Here is a 20130-nt window from a genome sequence, read left to right on the forward strand (position 1 = left end):
ATTTCCTCAAACTTTTCCATTGGTTCGTACTTCTTATTTTACTCAATGGCAGGATAGAAGTCCAGTCTCTCTATTTCTGCATCAATTCTGTTTCACAGGCCAGAAGGAGCTCCCGGATCTCTTCATTCAGATCTCTGTGCTGGTCTTTTGGCGGCTCCTGTTCCAGCCGGAAATAAAAGTCCACGTCCACTTTCGCCTTGTGAGGCCAGCCTCTCCTATTCTCTTTCACATCCCGTACATGCATCCGGACCTTGGCGCATTTCTCTTTCAGAAGAGGAATCAGGCAGAAGTACAGGTAGTCCTCGTCAAAGGACAGATGCCCCAGTACCTTCCCTTCCCGGTTCTTTACGAGAATCCGGTGTCCCTGAAATGCTTTTGGATAAATGGGAACTCCTTTTTTCAGTTCTCCCGTTGCCTGGAAAGCTTCGCCCGAGCCTTCTGCGCCGACCCACGCCCGGAACTGATAAACCGCCCTTCCCTCCAAATCGATCATCTTCGGCTTTGCCGCTTTTCTCAGCGCCGCCAACGGATCAATGAACTGCCGGGTGAGAAGATGAAAGAGCTTTGCCTGCACCTGAAAGCGATGGTCGCTTTGCAGGGTATCCTCTTCCCGGAATGTCCCCTGTCTTCTCTCCACCTGTTCCAGCAGCTCTTTCGCAGCATGACGGAGGCTTATAAGAAACAGACTGAATTCTTCTTCCTCCGGGTCCCACATATACTTCCCCCGGGCCGCCTGATAATACAAAGGCTCCCCTTCCACATCCATACTGTAATGCAGGTAGACATTTCGTTCGCAGAAGGCATCCGCATTGACTGTGCCCGTCCATTCCCATTTCCGTCTCTTTCGTGCAGACCGCAGGATCGGGACTTCCTGTTTCATCAAAAGGTGATAGGCTTCATTCATCTGCTGCACCCGCCTGATCTGTTCCGGCCGGTCCGATCCCAGAGCGTCCGGATGATACCTCCGCATCAGGCTGCGGTACTTCTTCCTGATCTTCGCTTTATCCTCGCCCTGCACCACATCCAGTATCTCCATCGCTTCTTCCAGATTCATGCCTCTTCTCACCTCATTTCCTCTGCTGCTGTTTTCCGTCAAATCCGGACAGCCAGTTCTAGTGCAATCATGGCAATCCGGTCTTTTTCCATCAGTTTTGCGTCATTGCCAAGACTTCTTATATCCCATTGTTCCGCGTCCAGATTATCCGCCGCATAGAAAAACTGAAACAGTTCTCTTCCCCGGAATCTGGCTGCAGCTGCATTGGCGGAACATTCCATATCCACACAAATACATCCCTGCAATCGGATCCACAAAATCTTCCGCATTGATTACCGCCTTTTGCGATGGATCAAATTCCTTTAGAACCATACTCATTCTCCTCATTCCTTTAAAATAGTACTGCTAATTTTTCATAATTTTATCTATTTTTGATATTATAGCAGAAAAAGAGACAAAAATGCCTCTTTTTTCGTTCTATCAATTTGAATCTGTGCTGACAATCAGCCGGATTTTTTCTTCCTTCATCAATGCGACAACTTCCTTGATATTATGGACATCCTTCTCTGTCTCGATTCCACCGAATCCCACCTGATCCAGATCATGGCAGTCGCTGCCGGAAACCAGTTTCAATTCCGGATATGCCTTTCTCCATTCATCCAGCTTTTCATTATGATTCCCGCTGTTCGGACGCTGATTGTATTCCACTCCATCTAAAAATTCCGGCTCACGAGGTACACATAGTTCCCGGAACGGATGTGCCTGATAAAATAACGCACCGCAGGAATGGCAGAGATGATAGATTTCTTCCTGGCTTAGGAAACAAAGATCCGGATGTTGGAATAAAAAGTCCTCGTCGATCCCGTAAATCAGGAAATCTTCCTCGTTCGGTTCCAGTCGGATTTCCACACCAAGCATAACCTGAATTCCATACTTTTCTTCTGCCGCTTTAGCTTTTCTGTATCCCAGAAGATACCGTTCTATTTTCTCCTCGTCCGTCTTTCCAAACTCGTTCAGCAAAACGGAGTCAAAGTGATTCGTAATCACAAGCGCATCATATCCCGCTTCAGCGTATGCTTTCATGATTGACTCTGCATCTGCTTTTGCGCAGGGACTTCCCTCACTTGTATGGACGTGCATCTCAATTTTCATAACATTTCTCCTTCCTGTCTCACATCGGAAACAATGTCATCTGCTCATAATCTGCCTGTCGTTTCAGTCCTTCCGGCGTCTGGCACAGCATTGCTTCAGCCGCTTTTTCGTCCCGGAGCCAGTCCTCGATCTGATCCTGTCTTAGAATCAGCGGCATCCGGTCATGAACCGGTTTCATCGATGCATTTGCCTCTGTCGTCAGAATCACAAAGCGTTCTTCATTCTCCATGATATCGAAAAATCCTGCCAGATAAAGGATCTCTCCATCCTTGCTTTTAAAGGTATTTTTCTCTTTCCTCTGATTCCACTCGTAAAAATGACTTGCAGGGATGACTGCCCGGTGATACCGGATTCCGTCCACGAAAATCTTTTTCTCCAGAACGGATTCAGCCCTTGCATTGATCAGCACGCCACTCTTTTGAATCCCCGGATAGCCCCATTTTACACCGGAAAGACAGATTCCTTTTCCATTCCACTTCAAAATCAGCGCCCGTTCTGTCGGGCGGATATCACGCCCCAGGCATACGTTTTTGGCTTCGCTGTCCATCTCTGTCGCGAACGCTTTTAGTTTCTCCAGGATTGTCTCATCAATGTAAAACAGGCTGCACATCTTTTGTCCCTTTCCGGCGTCTTACTATTTCATCGCTTTTTTGATCCACTGATTCACCTTGTTCTTCGCGTCCTGAATTCCGTTACGGATCGGGTACACAAGATCAAGCTCTGATACGATCTCATTTCCTTCCAGCGCCTTATGGAAGTTCTTCCATGTATTTCTCATATTACCACCATTGCACACCAGAAGATAGATCTTCTTTCCTTTTATTTGATTTTCACTCAGAAATGTGTTGACTGCCGGCGCACAGGTGCCAAATCTGCACGCCTCCCCACACAAAGCGGAACATACTTTTCATCGGTTTTCATCCGCCACGGTAAGTTTCAGCACGTCGGCGTCAATTGCCTCCTTCATTTCTCCTACAAGTGCCTCTGCATTTCCTTCATAAGAATAATAAACAATTAAAAATCTGTGCTTTTTTTGCTTCGATTCTTGACTCTCACGCTGCGTGATACGGTATGATAGGGATAGAAGGAGTGGAGCACATGAAGACAATAAGTCAAATCGCAAAATTGAGTGGAATCAGTGTACGAACACTGCAATATTATGATGAAATCGGACTGCTGAAACCGTCCAGTCTCTCGGAATCCGGATACCGCCTGTACGACGAAGAGGCCCTTGGAAAACTCCAGCAGATCCTGACGTTGAAAGAACTTGACTTTTCACTGAAAGAAATTCAGCACCTTCTGAGCGGGGCAAAATCTGACCGCGCTGCGGCATTTTGCAGGAAAAAACATCAATTTTTAATTGAACGAGGGCATCTTGACCGGCAGATCGAACTTCTGACCCGCTTGGAAGAGCGCGATACGATTGATAATCTCCAAGAATATGATCTTTCTGAATATTTCCGCGCACTGGAAGAGTTCAAAACCAGTCACAAAGATGAGGTTATTACCTACTGGGGAAGTGAAGAAAATTTCGACCTGTTTATTCAGCAAATCCGTAAAAGCGAGACACAGGCTGCCCGCCTCGCCGTCCAGGAATTCGGCAGTGTCGAGGCGTACACTGAGGCAATGAAATACAATCTGGAACATTTTTCAGAAATCATGAAGAAGTGGCAGGCCCAGATTCCAGAAGAGTTGAAAGCGAAAGATCCGTTTGTCAAACTCGCCTCTCATAAAGGAGAACCCGTTTCCTCAGATGTTGTTCAGCAGCTTGTCCGGGATGCAATTTCCCGGGCCAGAGACACCGCATCTTCGGAGCTGTTCTGCGATCATGCATCTTACTGCGATCTGATCATCGAACTTTACTCCGGTGACTACATTCAGGCTGTCACAGACACAAAACACGGAACCGGGTCCGCTGAATATATTGTCAGCGCATTTCAGTATTATCTGGATCATTTCCGGGAGCGAGGATAAGATACCGGAAATAAAAAATAGAAAGAAAAAACCGGGAGGATCGCAAACATACTGCCTCTCCCGGTAGTTTTTGAAATTAAAATCAGAACAGTTCCTTCAAATAGGCTATAAAAAATAGTATTCCCCCGCCAATCTCTATGACTGCCAAAATCAAATCCCACTTGTTTCTCAACTTTAGAAACATCATCAGTTCCATTGAACCGTAAATCGTACAGAAAATAATCCATGCACTGTAATTTTCTCCTTTGTCTGCCCATGATGCCAATATAGAAAGTACCGCGCACATAAAGATACCAAATCCGGCCGCCATTCTTCCAGCCCACATCTGAACATTGCGTTCCCTTTCATCCACAATCTTGTTTTCTTTTCTGCTTTTTAATAAAACTTCTTCTTTTTTCATACTGATTCCCTCCAAATAAGGCCAGGTTTGCTTGTAGCCCTCAGCATATCATCGACAAGTAAACTTGTCAACAGATTTAAAATTACTTTCTTTCTGGAAAGAATCGATGTAACTTCTACTTTTAAAAAGAACGTTTATTCGTTCCTCGCGGAAAATTCACGAATATAGTCTTCCGTCTTTTCCATGATCTCTCTCATAATCTCCAGATCCCGTAGCGTTTCCCCGGTCTCCATGGAATGATTGGCATGCTCCGTCAGATAAAGAGGAATCTTTCTTTTCTCACATTCACTGACAATAACTTCCGTCTTCGCCCAGTCATCTCCGGTTCCGTGAAAAACAATTCCTTCCGTCCCGATGGCCTGAAATGACGCCTCCACCGGGGTATAATAGACATGTCCGGCTCCGATCCGGTTCATTGCATCATAGGACGCCGCCAAAGCGGTCCCGATACTCTTGGACAAAAACAGTATTTTATCATAAGAACCAAAGTCAATTTCAGAAAGCTGTTCTGCTACCTTTGCAAGTGCCTGTTCGTAGGCGGCATACATTTTCTTTGCGTCTCCCTTGATGCCCGATGGAAGTTTCCCGTAATCTGCGCAGACAATCTCATATCCGTACCGTCCGACAATCTTTCTGCTGTAATATAAAAGCGGCTTGTCCGCATGATATCCGACTCCTGGAAATACTACTGCTATCTTCTTCATCGTTTCCTCTCCTTTATTCCAATTTTCCTGTTTCTCTCTCATGTTCTACGAACGCTTTTTGTATCAGTTCTTCCAGAGACTTCACAAACCGTTCATCATCCTCTGCCGTTCTTTTCTTCGGCCCCTTCAGGTGATTCTTTTTGGAAGCTCTTCTTGCTTTTCCGGCAAGATGCCGTTCCATCAACATCTGGTCAATATTATCATTCGTGTACCACCTGCCGGACTGATGGATGCAAAAAGCCCCTTTTCCAAGAGCCATTGCCGCCACTCCATAGTCCTGCGTCACCACCAGATCCCCTTTTTTGCACAATCCGATCAGTGCAAAATCCACAGCATCCGCTCCGGAACCAATCACCTTCACTTCACTATACTCTGACTTCAATACATGATTCGTATCGCAAAGCAACGTCACAGACACACTGTATTTCTTTGCGGTCTCTTCCACTATCCTGACTACAGGGCAGGCATCCGCATCTACATAAATCCGCATCCATTCATCCTCCTATAAAGGAAACTGTTCTTTCGGGAACGTATAACGCGGAAGTCCCTTGCTGTGTTTCCCATATTCAATCGCTTCCGCCGGACATTTGCAGATGCAGGCCATGCAGTGCGTACATTGATCTCCCCATACCGGACGCCCATGATGGAACCGGATATTATTCATCGGACAGACTTTTGCACATTTTTCACAGGAAATGCAGTCTCCCGTTACATAAAACTTTTTAGCATGTACAAACAGTGGATAAAACACCTGATTGACCGGACCGCTGCTCAGTCTGTCCACCGGAGTGATTTTAGCCGGAGGAAACGGAAGCTTTTTCTGAATCCGCGAAACCGCCTCATCAATCCTTTTCTCCGCACGGCGGATAATTTTCACCGCCTCCTCTTTGTGCGGTGTCTGAAACAAGGCTATATAATTTTCCGGCATCACGATTTGCATACACCCCAAATACTGCATCTGTTTTCCCGCGCAAAGCTCCTGCAGATATTTCCCGGCATTTCCTGCATTTAATCCGCACGTCATAACAAAATAGATCTTCTTATTTCCTGAAAGTTCTGTTCTCTTTATCCATGCTTCCAGAATCCGCGGGATTCTCCACGCATAAGTAGGCGATACAATCACCCAGGGCCTGTCCGAATATACCTCTCTGCTGTCTCTGTTTTTCAGTCTGGAAAACAAATCCAGTACTTCATCCCCGACAGCCTTTCCAATTCTCTTTGCCACATACTCACTGTTTCCTGTTCCCGAAAAATATAAAATCACGTTTCTTTCCTCCTTCCATTCGTTACTTCTTCCAACACGATTACAACTTTCCTGCAACGATCAGATACCGGTCATTGTCACCGCCTACCTGTTCTGTAATAAAAACGCCTCCGCTCTTTAAAAGCCGGTAAAGTTCCGGTGCATCAAAGTCGCCGTGACGGTTGATAATCAAATCAAAGCTCTCATCCGGATAAGGGATTTTCGCCGGATCCTGACACTCTTTAAAATGAATTCCCAAAGGCAGCAATGTTTCCCGGCACAGTTCCACATTCGGAGGGTATCCCTCCGTTGCGGATGTCTTCTGCCACGGATGTCCAAGCGAGAGCAGAAATTCTCCCCCGCCGGTGTCATAATCCAGAAGTTCTGCATCCGATTTTCCCTCCCTTGAAATATCGTTTCTTACTTTGCATACACAAAAGCGCCCATACAGGCGCTTTTGTATTCCAGACAGCGTTGCTGCTATCTCACTTCTATTTCTCCAGCTTCTCCATCAATTCCCGAATCTGATTCTGGAGCCTTGCATTTTCTTCTTCTTTTTCTTTTAAGGATGCTTCTGTCTCCCGCAGTCTGCTGTCTTTTTCCTGTAGCACAGTTTCCTTTTTCTGCAGATCTCCTTTAAGTCCGTCAATTTCTTCCTGCATCTCATCAATCATATACTGTACCGTGTTCCGATCCAGCTGCAACAATTCTTTTGAGAACATCTCCATCACCTTCTCTACATTCTGGCACAGTTCGTAGATCTCCTGATACATCTGTTTGAACTCCGGATATTCCTTCAAAAGTTCTGCAATCCTCCGCGGTTCATCTGTACTGAAAAACTCAAGCCATGCCTCCAGTCTGTTTCCTATACCTTTATTTTGCACAACATTCTGAAATACGTCAAGCGGAATGTATACATATAAACAAATAGCCGAGTTTCTGTACAGACATCCAGAAATTCTTCCTGCTGCCCTTCGTTCCACTGCCGGAACATCTCAGAGAGTTTTTCGCTTTCGGAAATCTCCTCTAATTACTTCTTTGCGCGTGCGTATGGTTGGAAAATACGTCTTTAAAATCGTTGCCATAACCATGTTCCTCCTTTTCTTTTTTCAGTTGTCATTTCGTTCATTTGCGGGTTTTATGACTCCGATGTGGAGTTTCCGAAAATGAGAATGCCTTTCGGCAAAAGAGATCTTCTTCTCTGATAGAAGAAGACAGAAACGGCAGTCAGAATGCCGCCAATATAGATAGTTTTACTGTAGCACAACGAGCTTCCGCAATCAAGAAAAAAAGCCTGCACAGAACAGCCATTCTGCGCAGGCTTTTTTCATCCAGGATAAAATTCTATAAGACGAGAGACGGTGCTGTATATACGCGGGCACCAAGTTCTCCGTCCAACATGTAAAGGGCTCTCGGATCGGATCCGAACAATTCATACTTCTTGATCAGATTTTCCGCATTGGTCTCTTCTTCTCCCTGTTCTTTTACAAACCAGTCAAGGAACTGCATCGTACGGAAGTCTTTTACCTGATTTGCCGCATCGTAAACATTGTGAATCAGTCCTGTTACATACTGTTCATGCTCATATCCTGCCCGAAGTGGATCTGCAAATGACTCGTATTTCTGATCCGGCTTGTCAATGGCCTCCAGAGTCACCTTACATCCATTATTCTGTAAATATTTCAGAATCAGCATCGCATGGTCGCGCTCCTCCTGAGCCTGAATATTGTACCAGTTGGCAAAGCCGTCCAGTCCCTCTTCTGTATAATAATTTGCAAAATCCAGATATAAATAAGCGGAATAAAACTCCTTATTAATCTGAGTGTTCAGCAATTCTGCTACTTTTGCATCTAACATCTTCATTCCTCCTGCATTTTCCTTTTTTCGTACGGCAACATATACCTAAATCGAGTTATAGCACCTTCCTGCCGCCATGTCAAGCGCACACTCTCACCGATCTGCTAACGTCCACAGCCTGATCCTGTTTGTCCGGCCAGCGTCGGGATTACCCCTCCCTGATCCATCTCGCCGCCTGAGGTGCATAGTAGGTAATTAACATTCCCGCACCGGCACGTTTCATGGCTGTCAGGCTTTCCATCACTACTGCTTTTTCATCAACCCAGCCATTCAGGGCCGCCGCCTTTATCATGGAATACTCTCCGCTGACACTGTAGGTGCATATCGGAAATTCAAATCTGTCACTGACTGTTTTTACGATATCCAGATAGGCCATCGCCGGTTTCACCATGATGATATCGGCCCCTTCTTCGATATCCAGCTGTGTCTCCACAATGGCCTCTTTTTTATTCCTCCAGTCCATCTGATATGTCTTTCTGTCCCCAAATGCCGGCGCAGAATCCGCCGCCTCCCGAAACGGTCCGTAAAAAGCCGACGCATACTTTACAGAGTAAGCCATGATGAGCGTATCCTCATATCCTGCCTCATCCAGTGATCGGCGCATATGTCCGATCCGTCCGTCCATCATGTCAGACGGCGCTACGATATCCGCCCCTGCTCCTGCACAGGATACTGCCGCTTTTGATAAATATGCAAGTGTCTCGTCATTGAGGATTTTTCCATCCCGCACAATCCCGCAATGGCCGTGATCCGTATACTCGCACAGGCAAATGTCTGCAATACAGATCAGATCCGGGAAACATTCCTTTGCCATGCGAAGTGCGCTCTGAACCGCCCCATGTTCATCCCATGCGCCGCTGCCGCATGCATCCTTGTGATCCGGCACGCCGAAAAAGATCACCGAACGTATTCCGGTTTCCCACACTTCTTTCAAATGAATTTTCAGCATATCCACTGAATAACGGTAAATTCCCGGCATGGATGGAACCGGCTCCTTCACCTTTTCTCCTTCCACAACAAATACCGGGTAAATCAAATCTGTCACTCTAACATCTGTCTCATGAACCAGTTCACGGACAGCCGAAGATCTTCTTAATCTTCTTGGTCTTCTTATCAATTCCATCATTTAGCCTTTCTTTTTCCTGTCAAGTTCATTTTCCTACTTACTTCTGCCGCCATAAATGCGCGGTCCTGGTTTGATGCGGCAGTCTCCAGGGAATTATATAAACTTTTTTCTCTATTCCAGAGTTCCAAGAGAAATCCGGTACTCGGTCTGCACATGGATCTTTCGTATCCCGCATCTTTGCTCCGGTTTCTTTTCGACATACACATGCTCTCTCACCGGATAAATCCGAATCGTCATCTGCTTTGACCAGTCAAAATATTTCAGTCCGATCTGCCAGTCATTCCCTGTATAAAACCAGTCACCGCACAGTTCTCCGTCCATCCAGAGTTCGGCCCTGTCTCCGTCAAATCCTATAATAAGCCAGTAGTTTTCCGGAAAGTCTTTATCCGGATATTGAATGTTCATTTCATACTCCGTATAGTTCTGTCCTTCTGTTATCCTGCTGATTTCTGCTCCCGAATGTTTTTCTTCACATCGATACGATATTTTTTCTTCCGACGGCAGACAGCAGATCTGTCCATCCGGACTGTATGTGAGCAGATCGTACTTGTCTCCCGCCCGGCAGAATGAACTCTGTTTCCGCCATCATGCTTCCGAACTCTTTCAGCATCAGATGATACGGCCGAAGGTGATAAAACACATCATGAATCCTTCCATACTCTCCGACCGGTGCCTGGAAATCATAGGAATATACCGGGAGATCATTTAAATAACCAGTATCTTTTGACTCCTGAAGCGTACTGTACCTTCCCTTTGGATTTGTCCCTCCATGGTACATGTAATATCCCAGAAGACTGGCTCCGCTTCCAAGCTTGCAGATCACCATTGCACATGTGTCTTTTTTGTCCACCACAGGACGCCGGTGCATCGTTACCTGCACGCCTCCGCCCAGCTCTGCTGTAAAATATGGATATTTCTCCGTGTCATAAGTAAATTCCTGTTCCCGCTCCTTCTGCAGGTCACTGCCAATACTTCCATCATCCTTATTGTGAGAAAACAGATAATTCGCATTCAACGGCATCTCATGTATGTGCTGTTCCCATGGTGCATCGCAGTATCCTCCCAGGACAGGAAGCATCTCCCCTTCCGGGACAATCGCTCCGCCCCATCCTGTAGCCGTATAATACGGCACACGGAACCCGGCTTCTTTTGCCAGCTGTTTGATCGTCTTCATATGCCGGACTCCAGCCTCTCCGGTCAGACCTCCACAGTGTCCGTATTCATTTTCCACCTGAATACCAAGCACCGGCCCTCTCTGTTTCCAGAGAAAACCGTCCGTCTGCCCGTAAATTTTCTCGAAAAACCGCTTCACATAAGACAGGTAAAGCGGCTGATCTGTCCGCACTTCGATTCCCTCTTTCTGAATCAGCCAGTCCGGGAATCCTCCATTCCTGCACTCGCCATGACTCCATGGACCAATCCGCAGAAACACCGGCATTTCACACTTCCGGCAGATTTCCAGAAATTCCCGAAGGTTCCTTTGCCCTTCAAAATTCCATTCTCCTTCCTTTTCCTCATGGTGAATCCAAAACACATATGTAGCCAGAATCTGTACTTCTCCAGCTTTCATTTTTTCAATTTCTTCTTCCCAGAATTCGCTTCGGAACCTGGAAAAATGAAACTCTCCCATTACAGGAATCCACGGCCTGCCGTTCCTTGTCAGGTACCGGTCCGTCGCCCCCAAAGTCCTTTCCGGACAGGAAGGATCATCATAGCCAAACGGAAGCTTTTTCCTTTTCATATTCTTCCTCTCCTTATCACAAAATGTTATGAACTCCTCATTCTGTCCAGTATATCACATTTCAGGCGAATAAAGCGGCGTTCTTTCTGTTTCTTTCCAGAAAAAAAGATCGGAATCCTCTTTCATTGATGATTCCGACCTTTTTTCTGGATTTAAGCCGATACGGCCGATGATTTTGATGTTCTCTTTCTGAGCAGTTCCTTTCCCGAAGTTACAACGATGGTCACGCCAAGGATCATCAGGAGAACCGCAACGATCAGCTGTAGTCCCTCGACCATAAATACGCCTTTTCCGTCAGAAAATGCCTTGACCAGCGAGATGAATCTCTGCACAAGGGCGGTAAATGTGACAACCAGCATAATCACAAATGGAGGTACCAGTGTCCTGAGTTCTCGACCTGTCACTTTCAGAAATACACACAGTGTAATCAGTACGAGAGCGCTCAGCAGCTGATTGGCGCTTCCAAACAACGGCCAGATATTCGAATAGCCGACCTGAGTCAGAATATAGCCAAATACCAGGGTAATCACCGTTGCGAAATATTTATTGCAGAGTACCTTTCTCCATCCCTCCGCATGCTCCATATCATCCACACTGAACAGCTCCTGGAACGACATCCGTCCGATCCGCGCAACAGAATCCAGCGTTGTAAACGCAAGCGCTGATACACACATAGTCATGAAACTCTGCGCCACATAGACCGGAATGCCGAACATCTCAAGGAATCCGGCCACTCCTGAGGAAAAAATCTGGAACGGCGTGCCGGCCGCTGCTGTCCCGTCTGCTCCTGCCGCCGCACCGGCAACACAAAGAGCGATAACTGCCAGCAGACTTTCCAGGACCATTGCCCCGTATCCGACTTTCAGCATATCCTTCTCATTGGAAACCGTCTTGGATGAGGTACCGGAAGAAACCAGGCTGTGAAATCCGGATACTGCACCGCAGGCAACCGTTACAAACAGAATCGGGAACAGCGTTCCGAGATTCTCATTCTGAAACCCGGTAAATGCCGGAAGATTCATGGACGGATGAGCAAACACCAGGCCCAGCACCGCTCCGGCGATCATTCCGATAAACATAAAGGTGGACATGTAGTCTCTTGGCTGCATGACAAACCACATCGGAAGCACTGCCGCCAGAAAGATGTAAAGGAATGCGATATATACCCACATCTCTTTTCCAAGAATTACCGGGAAATTCATTCCAAATACAAATGCAAGCACTGTGCAGACCAGTCCAAAGACCGCTTCTTTCCATCCGGTCAGTTTCAGCTTATGCTGGCTCACTCCAAAGATCACCGCAAACAGGATGAAAAACAGAGAAATACTTCCCGCCGCTCCGTTTACAGTGGCATTCTCAGAAAGTGTCCTCACTCCGTCCGTCACAACATAGGCATTGAATGTATCCGCTACCATGTCCGCAAATGCCGCGATCACGATCAGACAGAACAGCCAGCAGAATCCAAGAAACAGCTTCCGTCCCGTCTTTCCAATATACTTCTCAATCAGCAGCCCCATGGATTTTCCATCATTTTTTACGCTCGCATAAAGTGCACCAAAGTCCGTGACAGCTCCAAAGAAGATTCCTCCGATGAGAATCCAGAGCAGTACCGGAAGCCACCCAAATGCTGCAGCCTGAATGGCCCCGGTTACAGGTCCTGCACCTGCGATGGAAGAAAACTGATGGGCAAAGACGGTCCACCCATCTGTCGGAACATAGTCCTGCCCGTCATTATGCAGAACTGCCGGCGTCTTCGCCTTCGGGTCGATTCCCCATTTCCTGGCAAGCCAGCGTCCGTACAGCGCATATGCCGCAATCAGACAGACCGCCGCCGCTAAAACAATTACCAGTGAGTTCATGATTTTCCACTCTCCTTTTCTATCAGGCCAAACGACCGGTTCCTTCCCTTTTGGAGGGTTCCGACCTGCGAATCAAGCGCAGCGGTAAAGAACAAAGTTTTAATTAAAACAAAAAAACGCCCTCTGACAGATTGCTCTGTCAGAAGACGAAACTTCTCTTCTCCGCGTTACCACTTCTGCTTACCGGACAACGTCCGGTCACTCTGTACTGTCGTCCGGACTAATCGTACGGATTAACAGCTTTCCCTCTAACGGTGGAACTCCGGTCCGGGCTACTCACTCACTTTTCACCCCGACTGCTTGCAGGGGATGGCTTCCTCGTCATGCTGTTTCCTCACACCAGCCGGAAACTCTCTGAAAGCATTGGTACACAGGAAGTCCTGTCCTGTTCTTCGCATTGGCTTTTTAATTTTGTTTTATTATAGCTCTTTTAAACAGATTGTCAATAGGAAAACCGAGTGCATTCTGTTTTTTTGTCAAACATGAATAAAATATTTTCTCTTCATCCTTGCAATTTGTGCATGATTTCATCACTTTAAAATGTTTTCTCAGAAAAGTGCAGACTCCTTATTTATCTTTTCTTTCAGATCCAGCTGCGGCCCAAAAAAACACTGTAAAAACGAATCCCACTATGAAAAAGAGAATGAGAAAAATCTGTTCCCCTGATTCCATTCCCTCTAATCCCCCGTAACTCTGATAATCAAACAGCGTTAACAAAAGAAAATAAACGCCTCCCACAATCCCCTGTATAACCGGACTGGACATCCGAAACATTCTCTCCGGAATCTTCTTGTCCAGATAGACCGCACAGGCAAACGTACCCACACAGACCAGCCCGCATAAAATCATCTCCCTCGTCGGCGGCAGCCACTCGCCGTCACCTTTCAGGACAAGGAGTAGCTGGAAGGCTGTAATAAAAGAAAACATTAAAATGTAAATGATAATCTGAAATCCATACAGCTGAGACCTGCCGACCGCCGTCATCAGCAGTTTCTCCGTCTCTTTCTGATACTGCTCCGTCTCGATCCGCTTGCCCGCCAGCAGCTCGCTCACACTGATATCCAGCTCCCTGCACAGGTCTTCCATAATATGGACGTCCGGAAACGCCTTTCCGTTTTCCCATTTGGAAACAGCACGGTCCGTTACATGGAGTTTCTCTCCCAGCTGCTTCTGTGTCAGCTGCTTTTTCTTTCTACATTCTGCTATAAATTTTCCAGTTTGATTCAGGTTCACCATAACTTCTGCCCCCTCTCTCTGAAGAAAGGATAACACAAAACCGCTATTTTTGCACTCTACCATCGGTTGAATGCCCTGATTTCCTGTATAAAACGATTTCTACATAATCCATTCCTTGTTTTCGCGGTATGGCCTGGTTATTTCCACGATGTATACCACATCGTAATCCTGAAATAAATCTTTGGTAACATTTGGATTCACCCTGGATCCTTCTAAATAAGCTGCCCGGATATTCTCATCCTCCAGTGCAATTTCTTCAATCAATGAGAGCATTTCTTTTTCAGAACGCATATAAGTTTTCCCCTTTTTATGATTTATAAATTTAGTTTTTTCACATATGCCGGCTGCAGCCGGTAATACATTTCTTTCGACTGTTGATTTTATTATATCCGGCTGCTTTGATCCTGTAAATGAGAGTAAATGAAAAAATTCTCTGAATAATTGACAGAGAATTTTTTCATGGTATACTATTTAGTGTAATTATAAAAAGAATACGGATAACGATAGAGTGAACAGGAGTTCATGAAGGGGTGCACCACCACGGGTGTAATTCTTTGTGGACTCCTTTTTTATTGCAGAATGACATTTGATTCCTTCCGTGTCTTTATCCATACAGATTCTGCAGCGCACTCTATCCTGTTCATCCGGGAAGGAGGAAGCGATGGTCCGGATAAATGGAGAGGACAAACCGTTAGAAGAACCAACCACACTGCTGGTTTATCTGGAGCAGGAAGGCTACCAGACAAACCGGATCGCTGTTGAAAAAAACGGTGAGATCATTCCCAAAAGCTGTTATAAGGAAACTTTACTCCACAGCGGGGATGTACTCGAGATTGTAAGTTTTGTAGGAGGGGGCTGATATGAGATTTACCGAAAGAGAGATACAGGAGGCACTTTGTGAACGCCACACAGCAGCTATACAGGAAAAGCTGAACCGTGGAAGAGTCGCCATAGCAGGTCTTGGCGGCCTGGGTTCCAATATTGCTTTTTCCCTTGCAAGAATCGGAACAGGACACCTTCATCTGATCGATTTTGACCGGGTAGATCTGACCAATCTGAACCGGCAGCAGTACCTGATGCGTCATGTAGGTATGTTCAAAACGGATGCTTTAAAAGAACAGCTGCTGGAGATCAATCCTTATCTGGATATCCGGACAGACTGCGTCCGGGTCTCTGATGAAAATGTCGCTTCACTTTTTAAAGAAGACACCATCCTGTGCGAAGCCTTTGATGTCCCGGAAAATAAGGCCATGCTTGTAAACGGTATTCTGGAAAATTACCGGGATCTGATCATAATCAGCGCTTCCGGAATGGCCGGATACGGAAACAGCAATACGATTCTTTCAAAGAAAATCACCAGCCGTTTCTACTTGTGCGGGGACGGGGTCAGCGATTCACGCAAAGGCCCGGGCCTGATGGCCCCCAGGGTGGCACTTTGCGCTGCTCACCAGGCGAATCTGGCTGCAGATCTGATCATAAACGGAACAGCCGGAGACCGTCTATGAGAAAACAGATTTCAAACACTATTTTATAAAGGAGAAAAACAATGATAGATTTAACAAAAGACACATTTTGTCTGGGAGGACATGAATTCCAGTCACGTTTCATACTTGGATCAGGGAAATATTCCCTTGAACTGATTAAGGCAGCTGTTGAGAACGCAGGGGCCCAGATTATCACACTTGCACTGCGCCGTACAAATCAGGACAGTTCGGCAAATATACTTGACTATATTCCGGAAGGTGTGACACTTCTTCCAAATACATCCGGATCAAAAACCGCAGAAGAAGCAGTCCGCATCGCCCGGCTGTCGCGGGAAATCTGCCATAGTGATTTTGTCAAACTTGAAGTGATTCCGGATTCCAAATACCTTCTTCCGGACAACTATGAGACGATCAAGGCAACCGAGATTCTTGCAAACGAAGGATTTATCGTTATGCCGTATATGTATCCGGATCTCAATGCCGCCAGAGATCTGGTCAATGCCGGCGCCGCATGTGTTATGCCTCTCGGTGCCCCGATTGGATCCAATAAAGGAATCTGCACAAAAGAATTTATCCAGATTCTCATCGATGAAATCGATCTGCCTATCATCGTCGATGCCGGTATCGGCCGACCTTCCCATGCATGTGAAGCCATGGAAATGGGTGCCGCCGCAGTCATGTCCAATACCGCTATCGCTACAGCAGGAGACATTCCCGCAATGGCAGGCGCTTTCCGCAAAGCAATCGAAGCAGGACGTACTGCATACCTTTCCGGCATGGGACGGGTAATCGAAAAAGGGTCCAGCGCCTCCTCCCCGGTTACAGGAGTGAGTCAAAAATAGATTCTTTGAATGAGGCATGGCCGCTGCCCGGTCAAATGTGGTTTCAGCTTTGTTTTACGCTGAAAAACAAGATATCAGATACAAAAGGAACAGGAAATAAAATCATGTACAACGAAATTGATTTTTCAAAAGTGATTGCCGTCTCTAACCGCCATCTGACACGGCTTCCATATCTGGATCAGGTAGAACGAATCTGCAGTTTTCAGCCTCGTGCTTTTCTTCTCAGAGAAAAAGATCTTCCGGTCAAAGACTACCTGAATCTTTCCCTGGCTGTAAAAAAAATCTGTGACCGGCATCAGGTCACGATGATCCCTCACTTCTATCCTGAAGCTGCAGACGCTGCAGACACGGATATCCTTCATTTACCGCTCTGGAAACTGAAGGAGCTGAAAGAAAAAGGCGCCGGCCGTCTTACGGGGATGCGGATCGGCGTTTCGATCCATTCTACAGAAGAGGCAGAAGAAGCTGCCGCTCTTGGAGCATCCTATGCAACGGCAGGTCATATTTTTGCTACCGACTGCAAAAAAGGACTTCCACCGCGAGGTCTCGATTTTCTGAAACAGATCTGTGACCGCTCGCCGATCCCGATATACGCCATCGGCGGGATCCGTCTGGATCCCGAACAAATACAAACTGTGTTGAAGCACGGAGCATCAGGAGTATGTATCATGTCTCAGATGATGGGCATGTAAAAAAATAGTTAACAAAGATAGGGGCATGTTATCTGCCCCTATGCTTTTCTTTCTTTTTCTGCTTTTTTATTGACTGTATCATAAGAGATGTTTTATTCCCACCGAAATGAAATGGCAGTTTTCCGCCTACTTCTTTGCATTTGCACCGAAGCGACTGTTTCATTACCCTGAAGATTCCCCACATGCCGGATTCCACATCCCATCCAAAACTTCCTGACCGGTACAGATAGTCGCCCGGACAGGAAGCTCCGTCTTTCAGTTCCATATCAAACCGGTTCCCGATGCTGATTCCTCCCTGAATCGGAATCTCTCTGGATAAGGCATCGTCAGGCTGTTCCCTCCACAAATGTCCGTGAATGGCAAGTGATACATTTCGCGGCTTATCCGCCGGCATCATCGTCTGGAAAATGACCCTGTCCCCGGAATATGCTTTCCATACGGGTGTTGCAGGATCGCCGTGAATTTTGCTGCTGAATACTTTCCAGCACGTATAACAGTCCATTCGGGTCATAATCGCCGTACGAATTGTATACGATTGGAATCTGAATCGCTTCCAGCGTAAAACGGCGAACCTGGTTCTGACAAGGGTACTGGCACAGCTGCATGGATTACTCTCCCTTCTGCTTCAAAAGCCGGAGATAGTGGTTTGCCTCCCGGAGCACATGGTCTGCCAACAGCGGAAGAATGATGGAGCGAATCTCGCATCCGGTTATTCCCTTTGTCCCCGCTGCCTTAAAATCACGGTACTTCTTTGTCGTTTCCAGTGTTTTCCTCGTCAGTCCGTTCATGGCTCTGCAATCCTTCTGCCTTGCCTCCTCCAGAAGTCTCTGATAATCACCGGCAAAGGAATCTGCCGTTTCGATCAGTTCGCCTTCCGTCGGATCAAGCAGGCCGCGGATAAACAACGCATGTTCCATCATGATCTGATTCCAGAACCGCTCTGTCTCAGCCATCTGTTCCACCGATTTGCAGGTTCCATCCTCCAGGGAAGCAATCATCTTCTGATATAATTCCGCCTCCCGGATGATATGCTCGATCAGCAACGGATAGTTGGCCGTGAACAATCTGCAGCAGGTCACTTCCTGCAATATCTGCTTTTTAAACTCAATCAGCCCGCCAAGCAGGTGCAGAACATGATGATTCAGCTGGCGGATCCGCCTGGCCATTCTTTCGTCCTTGCATGCTTCTCTTCCCGCCTGCAGATTTTCTTCCGCCTGTGTGATCCGGACATCGATCGGAATCTTCGTAAGTCTTCCTGTCTGCTGCTCCGCCATAACCGTGTATTCTGTGAACACTTCTCCGGAACACAGCACATCCTTTCCTACCATGCCGTCCGAAAACCGTACGGTCTGCCACAGTACCTTTTCAAATTCGTCCCGGTACCAGCTTGCTTTGCTTCTGTATCCCGTTTCCCCGGCCGGGAATCCCGCCTGAAGAAACAACGAATGTTCCTTCATGATTCTTCCGAAAAATAAATGCGTTTCCAGTGATGCTCTTACATAGTTTTCCATATTCATGCACATCCTGATATTTCCTATTCTTTATAATATATGATGGGATTGGGAATTGGATATTATAGAGAAATGGCGGTATGGCCCTTAATACCGGGCCATACCGCCTGACTACTGTTTATATTCTTGACTGCGTTGCAGACTTCTTCTAACACAACGTTCCCTGATACACTCCCTTTTCCAGACGCATATAACATTCCTGCAGGTTCGGATTCATCATGATCTCCATTACTTCTTTCATTCCTTTGGCAAGTTCTTTTTTCATAAACTCCGCCATAGAAATCCAGTATACCGGGCCCTCATCTGAACTTTGCAGTTCCCCGGAAAACTCTTTCGTCTGATACAGAAAAATCATATTGTGTGTGTGCGCTTTATTCCAGTGATAGATGCCGCAAAGCTCGGGATTTTGGATCACAAGGCCTGTTTCCTCCCGGACTTCCCGGATCACTGCTTCACGAAAAGTTTCTCCCGGCTCTACATGCCCGCCCGGAAACGTCGTCCCGGTATAGCTGTCATTCATCTTGTCAAGAGCCAGAACATTTCCCTGCTCATCCTGAATCATGCACAGATTCATAAAGCAGGCTTTCTCTTTGTACTTTTCTTCACCAACATTCAGTTCCCTCCGCACCCGGCTGTTCAGATCCGAACGCTTCTTTTTGTAATGATGCCACACCTCTTCATAAGGGATCCAGATTTCCGCCTGCTCAATCCTGTCGTAAACCTTCTCTACGACATCATCCAGATGTGCTTCATTCGGAAACACGTAGTTCTTTTCATAATACGCCTTTGTTTCCTGATACATCCATTCCGCAATCCGGTTCTTTTGCTTCAGCTTCAGATGGGAATATTTCTTATTGGTTTGAAGGAGATGGCCATCGACAACTTTATGATTTTTCATAAGTACCTCCACACCAAAATCTTATCACTTCTTTCTGTGCCTCGATCTATTCTTCCATAATCTATCTGTTCAGGATCAACTTTACTTCCTGCTGTAAGTCTTCACTGAAATCTGCCAGATCATCGAAAGAAATCACTCCAAATCTGACAAGACTGATAATATCATATATGGCTTTGGATTGTTCCATATTCAGAATTACTCCCGGGTGACGTCTGTCGGTTTTAATCTTCTTCTCAAGCTCCCAAAATTTATCGGACGCATTTTTATCCTCTGCGCTTAGCAAGCTAATATATTCCTTGATCAGACGGGCCATATAATTCTCCTGCCAGCCAGGTAATTTTTCTCGAAAAAGTTTCCAGTCTCTTTTGGACATTTCCATTTCTACTCCTTCCTTTAGTACAATGATTGAAGCTCAAT

The 20130-nt window shown here is 46.4% G+C and carries 28 protein-coding genes; 5 read left to right on the forward strand and 23 right to left on the reverse strand.

The features are described from left to right. Positions 1-70: 70 nt before the first annotated feature. From B5G11_RS03080 to B5G11_RS16475, 5 genes are all read right to left on the reverse strand, one after another. Positions 71-1054 carry a J domain-containing protein gene (locus B5G11_RS03080; protein WP_087252144.1) on the reverse strand — a complete coding sequence of 328 codons (984 nt, stop codon included), beginning with the start codon at positions 1052-1054 and terminating at the stop codon, positions 71-73. Between the two features lie 38 nt (positions 1055-1092). Then, the gene (locus B5G11_RS03085; RefSeq protein ID WP_087252145.1) at positions 1093-1323 is read right to left on the reverse strand and encodes a hypothetical protein; all 231 of its coding nucleotides are present in this window, start codon (positions 1321-1323) and stop codon (positions 1093-1095) included. A 151-nt stretch (positions 1324-1474) separates the two neighbouring features. Continuing rightward, complete coding sequence (locus tag B5G11_RS03090) at positions 1475-2146, reverse strand: PHP domain-containing protein (protein ID WP_087168968.1); 672 nt, start codon at positions 2144-2146, stop codon at positions 1475-1477. A gap of 19 nt (positions 2147-2165) precedes the next feature. Next, positions 2166-2756, reverse strand: a complete 591-nt coding sequence (locus tag B5G11_RS03095; RefSeq protein ID WP_087252146.1) for an SOS response-associated peptidase family protein — start codon at positions 2754-2756, stop codon at positions 2166-2168. A 24-nt stretch (positions 2757-2780) separates the two neighbouring features. Beyond that, the gene (locus tag B5G11_RS16475) at positions 2781-3038 is read right to left on the reverse strand and encodes a hypothetical protein (RefSeq protein ID WP_087252147.1); all 258 of its coding nucleotides are present in this window, start codon (positions 3036-3038) and stop codon (positions 2781-2783) included. Between the two features lie 206 nt (positions 3039-3244). On the opposite strand from B5G11_RS16475, the gene B5G11_RS03105 reads away from it, so the two are divergent. After that, entirely contained in the window at positions 3245-4120 is an 876-nt protein-coding gene (locus B5G11_RS03105) for a MerR family transcriptional regulator (RefSeq protein WP_087252148.1), read from the forward strand. An 82-nt stretch (positions 4121-4202) separates the two neighbouring features. Here B5G11_RS03105 and B5G11_RS03110 read toward each other — a convergent pair whose 3' ends face one another. From B5G11_RS03110 to B5G11_RS03170, 13 genes are all read right to left on the reverse strand, one after another. Next, complete coding sequence (locus tag B5G11_RS03110) at positions 4203-4520, reverse strand: DUF6442 family protein (RefSeq protein WP_087252149.1); 318 nt, start codon at positions 4518-4520, stop codon at positions 4203-4205. Between the two features lie 134 nt (positions 4521-4654). Then, a complete protein-coding gene (locus tag B5G11_RS03115; RefSeq protein ID WP_087168964.1) occupies positions 4655-5224 on the reverse strand; it encodes a hypothetical protein in 570 nt (189 codons plus the stop codon). A 13-nt stretch (positions 5225-5237) separates the two neighbouring features. Further along, positions 5238-5714 (reverse strand): YaiI/YqxD family protein, encoded by a 477-nt coding sequence (locus B5G11_RS03120; RefSeq protein ID WP_087168963.1) that lies wholly within the window; start codon positions 5712-5714, stop codon positions 5238-5240. A 12-nt stretch (positions 5715-5726) separates the two neighbouring features. Further along, positions 5727-6488 carry an EFR1 family ferrodoxin gene (locus B5G11_RS03125; protein ID WP_087168962.1) on the reverse strand — a complete coding sequence of 254 codons (762 nt, stop codon included), beginning with the start codon at positions 6486-6488 and terminating at the stop codon, positions 5727-5729. Between the two features lie 40 nt (positions 6489-6528). Further along, entirely contained in the window at positions 6529-6951 is a 423-nt protein-coding gene (locus B5G11_RS16645) for a methyltransferase domain-containing protein (protein ID WP_343215469.1), read from the reverse strand. Between the two features lie 7 nt (positions 6952-6958). Then, entirely contained in the window at positions 6959-7450 is a 492-nt protein-coding gene (locus tag B5G11_RS03135; RefSeq protein WP_087252150.1) for a hypothetical protein, read from the reverse strand. A gap of 361 nt (positions 7451-7811) precedes the next feature. Then, complete coding sequence (locus B5G11_RS03140) at positions 7812-8324, reverse strand: ferritin (protein ID WP_087252151.1); 513 nt, start codon at positions 8322-8324, stop codon at positions 7812-7814. A gap of 148 nt (positions 8325-8472) precedes the next feature. Then, positions 8473-9447, reverse strand: a complete 975-nt coding sequence (gene hemB / locus B5G11_RS03145; RefSeq protein ID WP_087252260.1) for a porphobilinogen synthase — start codon at positions 9445-9447, stop codon at positions 8473-8475. Between the two features lie 114 nt (positions 9448-9561). After that, positions 9562-9855, reverse strand: coding sequence for a hypothetical protein (locus B5G11_RS03150; protein ID WP_087252152.1), 294 nt, complete (start codon positions 9853-9855; stop codon positions 9562-9564). A 64-nt stretch (positions 9856-9919) separates the two neighbouring features. Continuing rightward, complete coding sequence (locus tag B5G11_RS03155; RefSeq protein WP_087252153.1) at positions 9920-11191, reverse strand: beta-galactosidase; 1272 nt, start codon at positions 11189-11191, stop codon at positions 9920-9922. Positions 11192-11343: 152 nt separating this feature from the next. Then, on the reverse strand, positions 11344-13050 hold the full coding sequence (locus B5G11_RS03160; RefSeq protein ID WP_087252154.1) for a carbon starvation protein A: 1707 nt from the start codon (positions 13048-13050) through the stop codon (positions 11344-11346). Between the two features lie 567 nt (positions 13051-13617). Next, positions 13618-14286, reverse strand: a complete 669-nt coding sequence (locus B5G11_RS03165; protein WP_242958898.1) for a helix-turn-helix transcriptional regulator — start codon at positions 14284-14286, stop codon at positions 13618-13620. 99 nt (positions 14287-14385) lie between these two features. Continuing rightward, on the reverse strand, positions 14386-14577 hold the full coding sequence (locus B5G11_RS03170) for an aminoglycoside 6-adenylyltransferase (protein WP_087252155.1): 192 nt from the start codon (positions 14575-14577) through the stop codon (positions 14386-14388). Between the two features lie 370 nt (positions 14578-14947). Here B5G11_RS03170 and thiS point away from each other — a divergent pair, with 370 nt between their 5' ends. The 4 genes from thiS (at position 14948) to B5G11_RS03190 (ending at position 17304) form a co-directional block, all read left to right on the forward strand. Further along, positions 14948-15145, forward strand: coding sequence for a sulfur carrier protein ThiS (thiS, locus tag B5G11_RS03175; RefSeq protein ID WP_087168955.1), 198 nt, complete (start codon positions 14948-14950; stop codon positions 15143-15145). A gap of 1 nt (position 15146) precedes the next feature. After that, entirely contained in the window at positions 15147-15791 is a 645-nt protein-coding gene (gene thiF / locus B5G11_RS03180) for a sulfur carrier protein ThiS adenylyltransferase ThiF (RefSeq protein ID WP_087168954.1), read from the forward strand. Positions 15792-15832: 41 nt separating this feature from the next. Further along, on the forward strand, positions 15833-16612 hold the full coding sequence (locus B5G11_RS03185; protein ID WP_087252156.1) for a thiazole synthase: 780 nt from the start codon (positions 15833-15835) through the stop codon (positions 16610-16612). A gap of 104 nt (positions 16613-16716) precedes the next feature. Then, on the forward strand, positions 16717-17304 hold the full coding sequence (locus B5G11_RS03190) for a thiamine phosphate synthase (protein WP_087252261.1): 588 nt from the start codon (positions 16717-16719) through the stop codon (positions 17302-17304). 28 nt (positions 17305-17332) lie between these two features. Here B5G11_RS03190 and B5G11_RS03195 read toward each other — a convergent pair whose 3' ends face one another. The 5 genes from B5G11_RS03195 to B5G11_RS03210 form a co-directional block, all read right to left on the reverse strand. Then, a complete protein-coding gene (locus B5G11_RS03195) occupies positions 17333-17698 on the reverse strand; it encodes a hypothetical protein (RefSeq protein ID WP_204229562.1) in 366 nt (121 codons plus the stop codon). Next, positions 17685-17909 (reverse strand): hypothetical protein, encoded by a 225-nt coding sequence (locus B5G11_RS16485; protein WP_204229563.1) that lies wholly within the window; start codon positions 17907-17909, stop codon positions 17685-17687. The genes B5G11_RS03195 and B5G11_RS16485 overlap by 14 nt, the downstream gene beginning before the upstream one ends. A gap of 3 nt (positions 17910-17912) precedes the next feature. After that, the gene (locus B5G11_RS03200; protein ID WP_087252262.1) at positions 17913-18815 is read right to left on the reverse strand and encodes a DUF2935 domain-containing protein; all 903 of its coding nucleotides are present in this window, start codon (positions 18813-18815) and stop codon (positions 17913-17915) included. A 148-nt stretch (positions 18816-18963) separates the two neighbouring features. Beyond that, a complete protein-coding gene (locus B5G11_RS03205) occupies positions 18964-19713 on the reverse strand; it encodes an 8-oxo-dGTP diphosphatase (RefSeq protein WP_087252157.1) in 750 nt (249 codons plus the stop codon). Positions 19714-19774: 61 nt separating this feature from the next. Then, positions 19775-20092 carry a hypothetical protein gene (locus B5G11_RS03210; protein WP_087252158.1) on the reverse strand — a complete coding sequence of 106 codons (318 nt, stop codon included), beginning with the start codon at positions 20090-20092 and terminating at the stop codon, positions 19775-19777. Between the last annotated feature and the right edge of the window lie 38 nt (positions 20093-20130).

Source organism: Drancourtella sp. An57 (assembly GCF_002161525.1).
Lineage (GTDB): Bacteria > Bacillota > Clostridia > Lachnospirales > Lachnospiraceae > Sellimonas > Sellimonas catena.

What these genes read in the sequence shown, in the direction of transcription:
- B5G11_RS03080 (WP_087252144.1), bottom strand. Translation starts at nt 1,054, where the DNA reads ATGAATCTGGAAGAAGCGATGGAGATACTGGATGTGGTGCAGGGCGAG.
- B5G11_RS03085 (WP_087252145.1), bottom strand. Translation starts at nt 1,323, where the DNA reads ATGCGGAAGATTTTGTGGATCCGATTGCAGGGATGTATTTGTGTGGAT.
- B5G11_RS03090 (WP_087168968.1), bottom strand. Translation starts at nt 2,146, where the DNA reads ATGAAAATTGAGATGCACGTCCATACAAGTGAGGGAAGTCCCTGCGCA.
- B5G11_RS03095 (WP_087252146.1), bottom strand. Translation starts at nt 2,756, where the DNA reads ATGTGCAGCCTGTTTTACATTGATGAGACAATCCTGGAGAAACTAAAA.
- B5G11_RS03105 (WP_087252148.1), top strand. Translation starts at nt 3,245, where the DNA reads ATGAAGACAATAAGTCAAATCGCAAAATTGAGTGGAATCAGTGTACGA.
- B5G11_RS03110 (WP_087252149.1), bottom strand. Translation starts at nt 4,520, where the DNA reads ATGAAAAAAGAAGAAGTTTTATTAAAAAGCAGAAAAGAAAACAAGATT.
- B5G11_RS03115 (WP_087168964.1), bottom strand. Translation starts at nt 5,224, where the DNA reads ATGAAGAAGATAGCAGTAGTATTTCCAGGAGTCGGATATCATGCGGAC.
- B5G11_RS03120 (WP_087168963.1), bottom strand. Translation starts at nt 5,714, where the DNA reads ATGCGGATTTATGTAGATGCGGATGCCTGCCCTGTAGTCAGGATAGTG.
- B5G11_RS03140 (WP_087252151.1), bottom strand. Translation starts at nt 8,324, where the DNA reads ATGTTAGATGCAAAAGTAGCAGAATTGCTGAACACTCAGATTAATAAG.
- hemB (WP_087252260.1), bottom strand. Translation starts at nt 9,447, where the DNA reads ATGGAATTGATAAGAAGACCAAGAAGATTAAGAAGATCTTCGGCTGTC.
- B5G11_RS03150 (WP_087252152.1), bottom strand. Translation starts at nt 9,855, where the DNA reads ATGAACATTCAATATCCGGATAAAGACTTTCCGGAAAACTACTGGCTT.
- B5G11_RS03155 (WP_087252153.1), bottom strand. Translation starts at nt 11,191, where the DNA reads ATGAAAAGGAAAAAGCTTCCGTTTGGCTATGATGATCCTTCCTGTCCG.
- B5G11_RS03160 (WP_087252154.1), bottom strand. Translation starts at nt 13,050, where the DNA reads ATGAACTCACTGGTAATTGTTTTAGCGGCGGCGGTCTGTCTGATTGCG.
- B5G11_RS03165 (WP_242958898.1), bottom strand. Translation starts at nt 14,286, where the DNA reads ATGGTGAACCTGAATCAAACTGGAAAATTTATAGCAGAATGTAGAAAG.
- B5G11_RS03170 (WP_087252155.1), bottom strand. Translation starts at nt 14,577, where the DNA reads ATGCGTTCTGAAAAAGAAATGCTCTCATTGATTGAAGAAATTGCACTG.
- thiS (WP_087168955.1), top strand. Translation starts at nt 14,948, where the DNA reads ATGGTCCGGATAAATGGAGAGGACAAACCGTTAGAAGAACCAACCACA.
- thiF (WP_087168954.1), top strand. Translation starts at nt 15,147, where the DNA reads ATGAGATTTACCGAAAGAGAGATACAGGAGGCACTTTGTGAACGCCAC.
- B5G11_RS03185 (WP_087252156.1), top strand. Translation starts at nt 15,833, where the DNA reads ATGATAGATTTAACAAAAGACACATTTTGTCTGGGAGGACATGAATTC.
- B5G11_RS03190 (WP_087252261.1), top strand. Translation starts at nt 16,717, where the DNA reads ATGTACAACGAAATTGATTTTTCAAAAGTGATTGCCGTCTCTAACCGC.
- B5G11_RS03195 (WP_204229562.1), bottom strand. Translation starts at nt 17,698, where the DNA reads ATGCCGGCGGATAAGCCGCGAAATGTATCACTTGCCATTCACGGACAT.
- B5G11_RS16485 (WP_204229563.1), bottom strand. Translation starts at nt 17,909, where the DNA reads ATGCAGCTGTGCCAGTACCCTTGTCAGAACCAGGTTCGCCGTTTTACG.
- B5G11_RS03200 (WP_087252262.1), bottom strand. Translation starts at nt 18,815, where the DNA reads ATGGAAAACTATGTAAGAGCATCACTGGAAACGCATTTATTTTTCGGA.
- B5G11_RS03205 (WP_087252157.1), bottom strand. Translation starts at nt 19,713, where the DNA reads ATGAAAAATCATAAAGTTGTCGATGGCCATCTCCTTCAAACCAATAAG.
- B5G11_RS03210 (WP_087252158.1), bottom strand. Translation starts at nt 20,092, where the DNA reads ATGGAAATGTCCAAAAGAGACTGGAAACTTTTTCGAGAAAAATTACCT.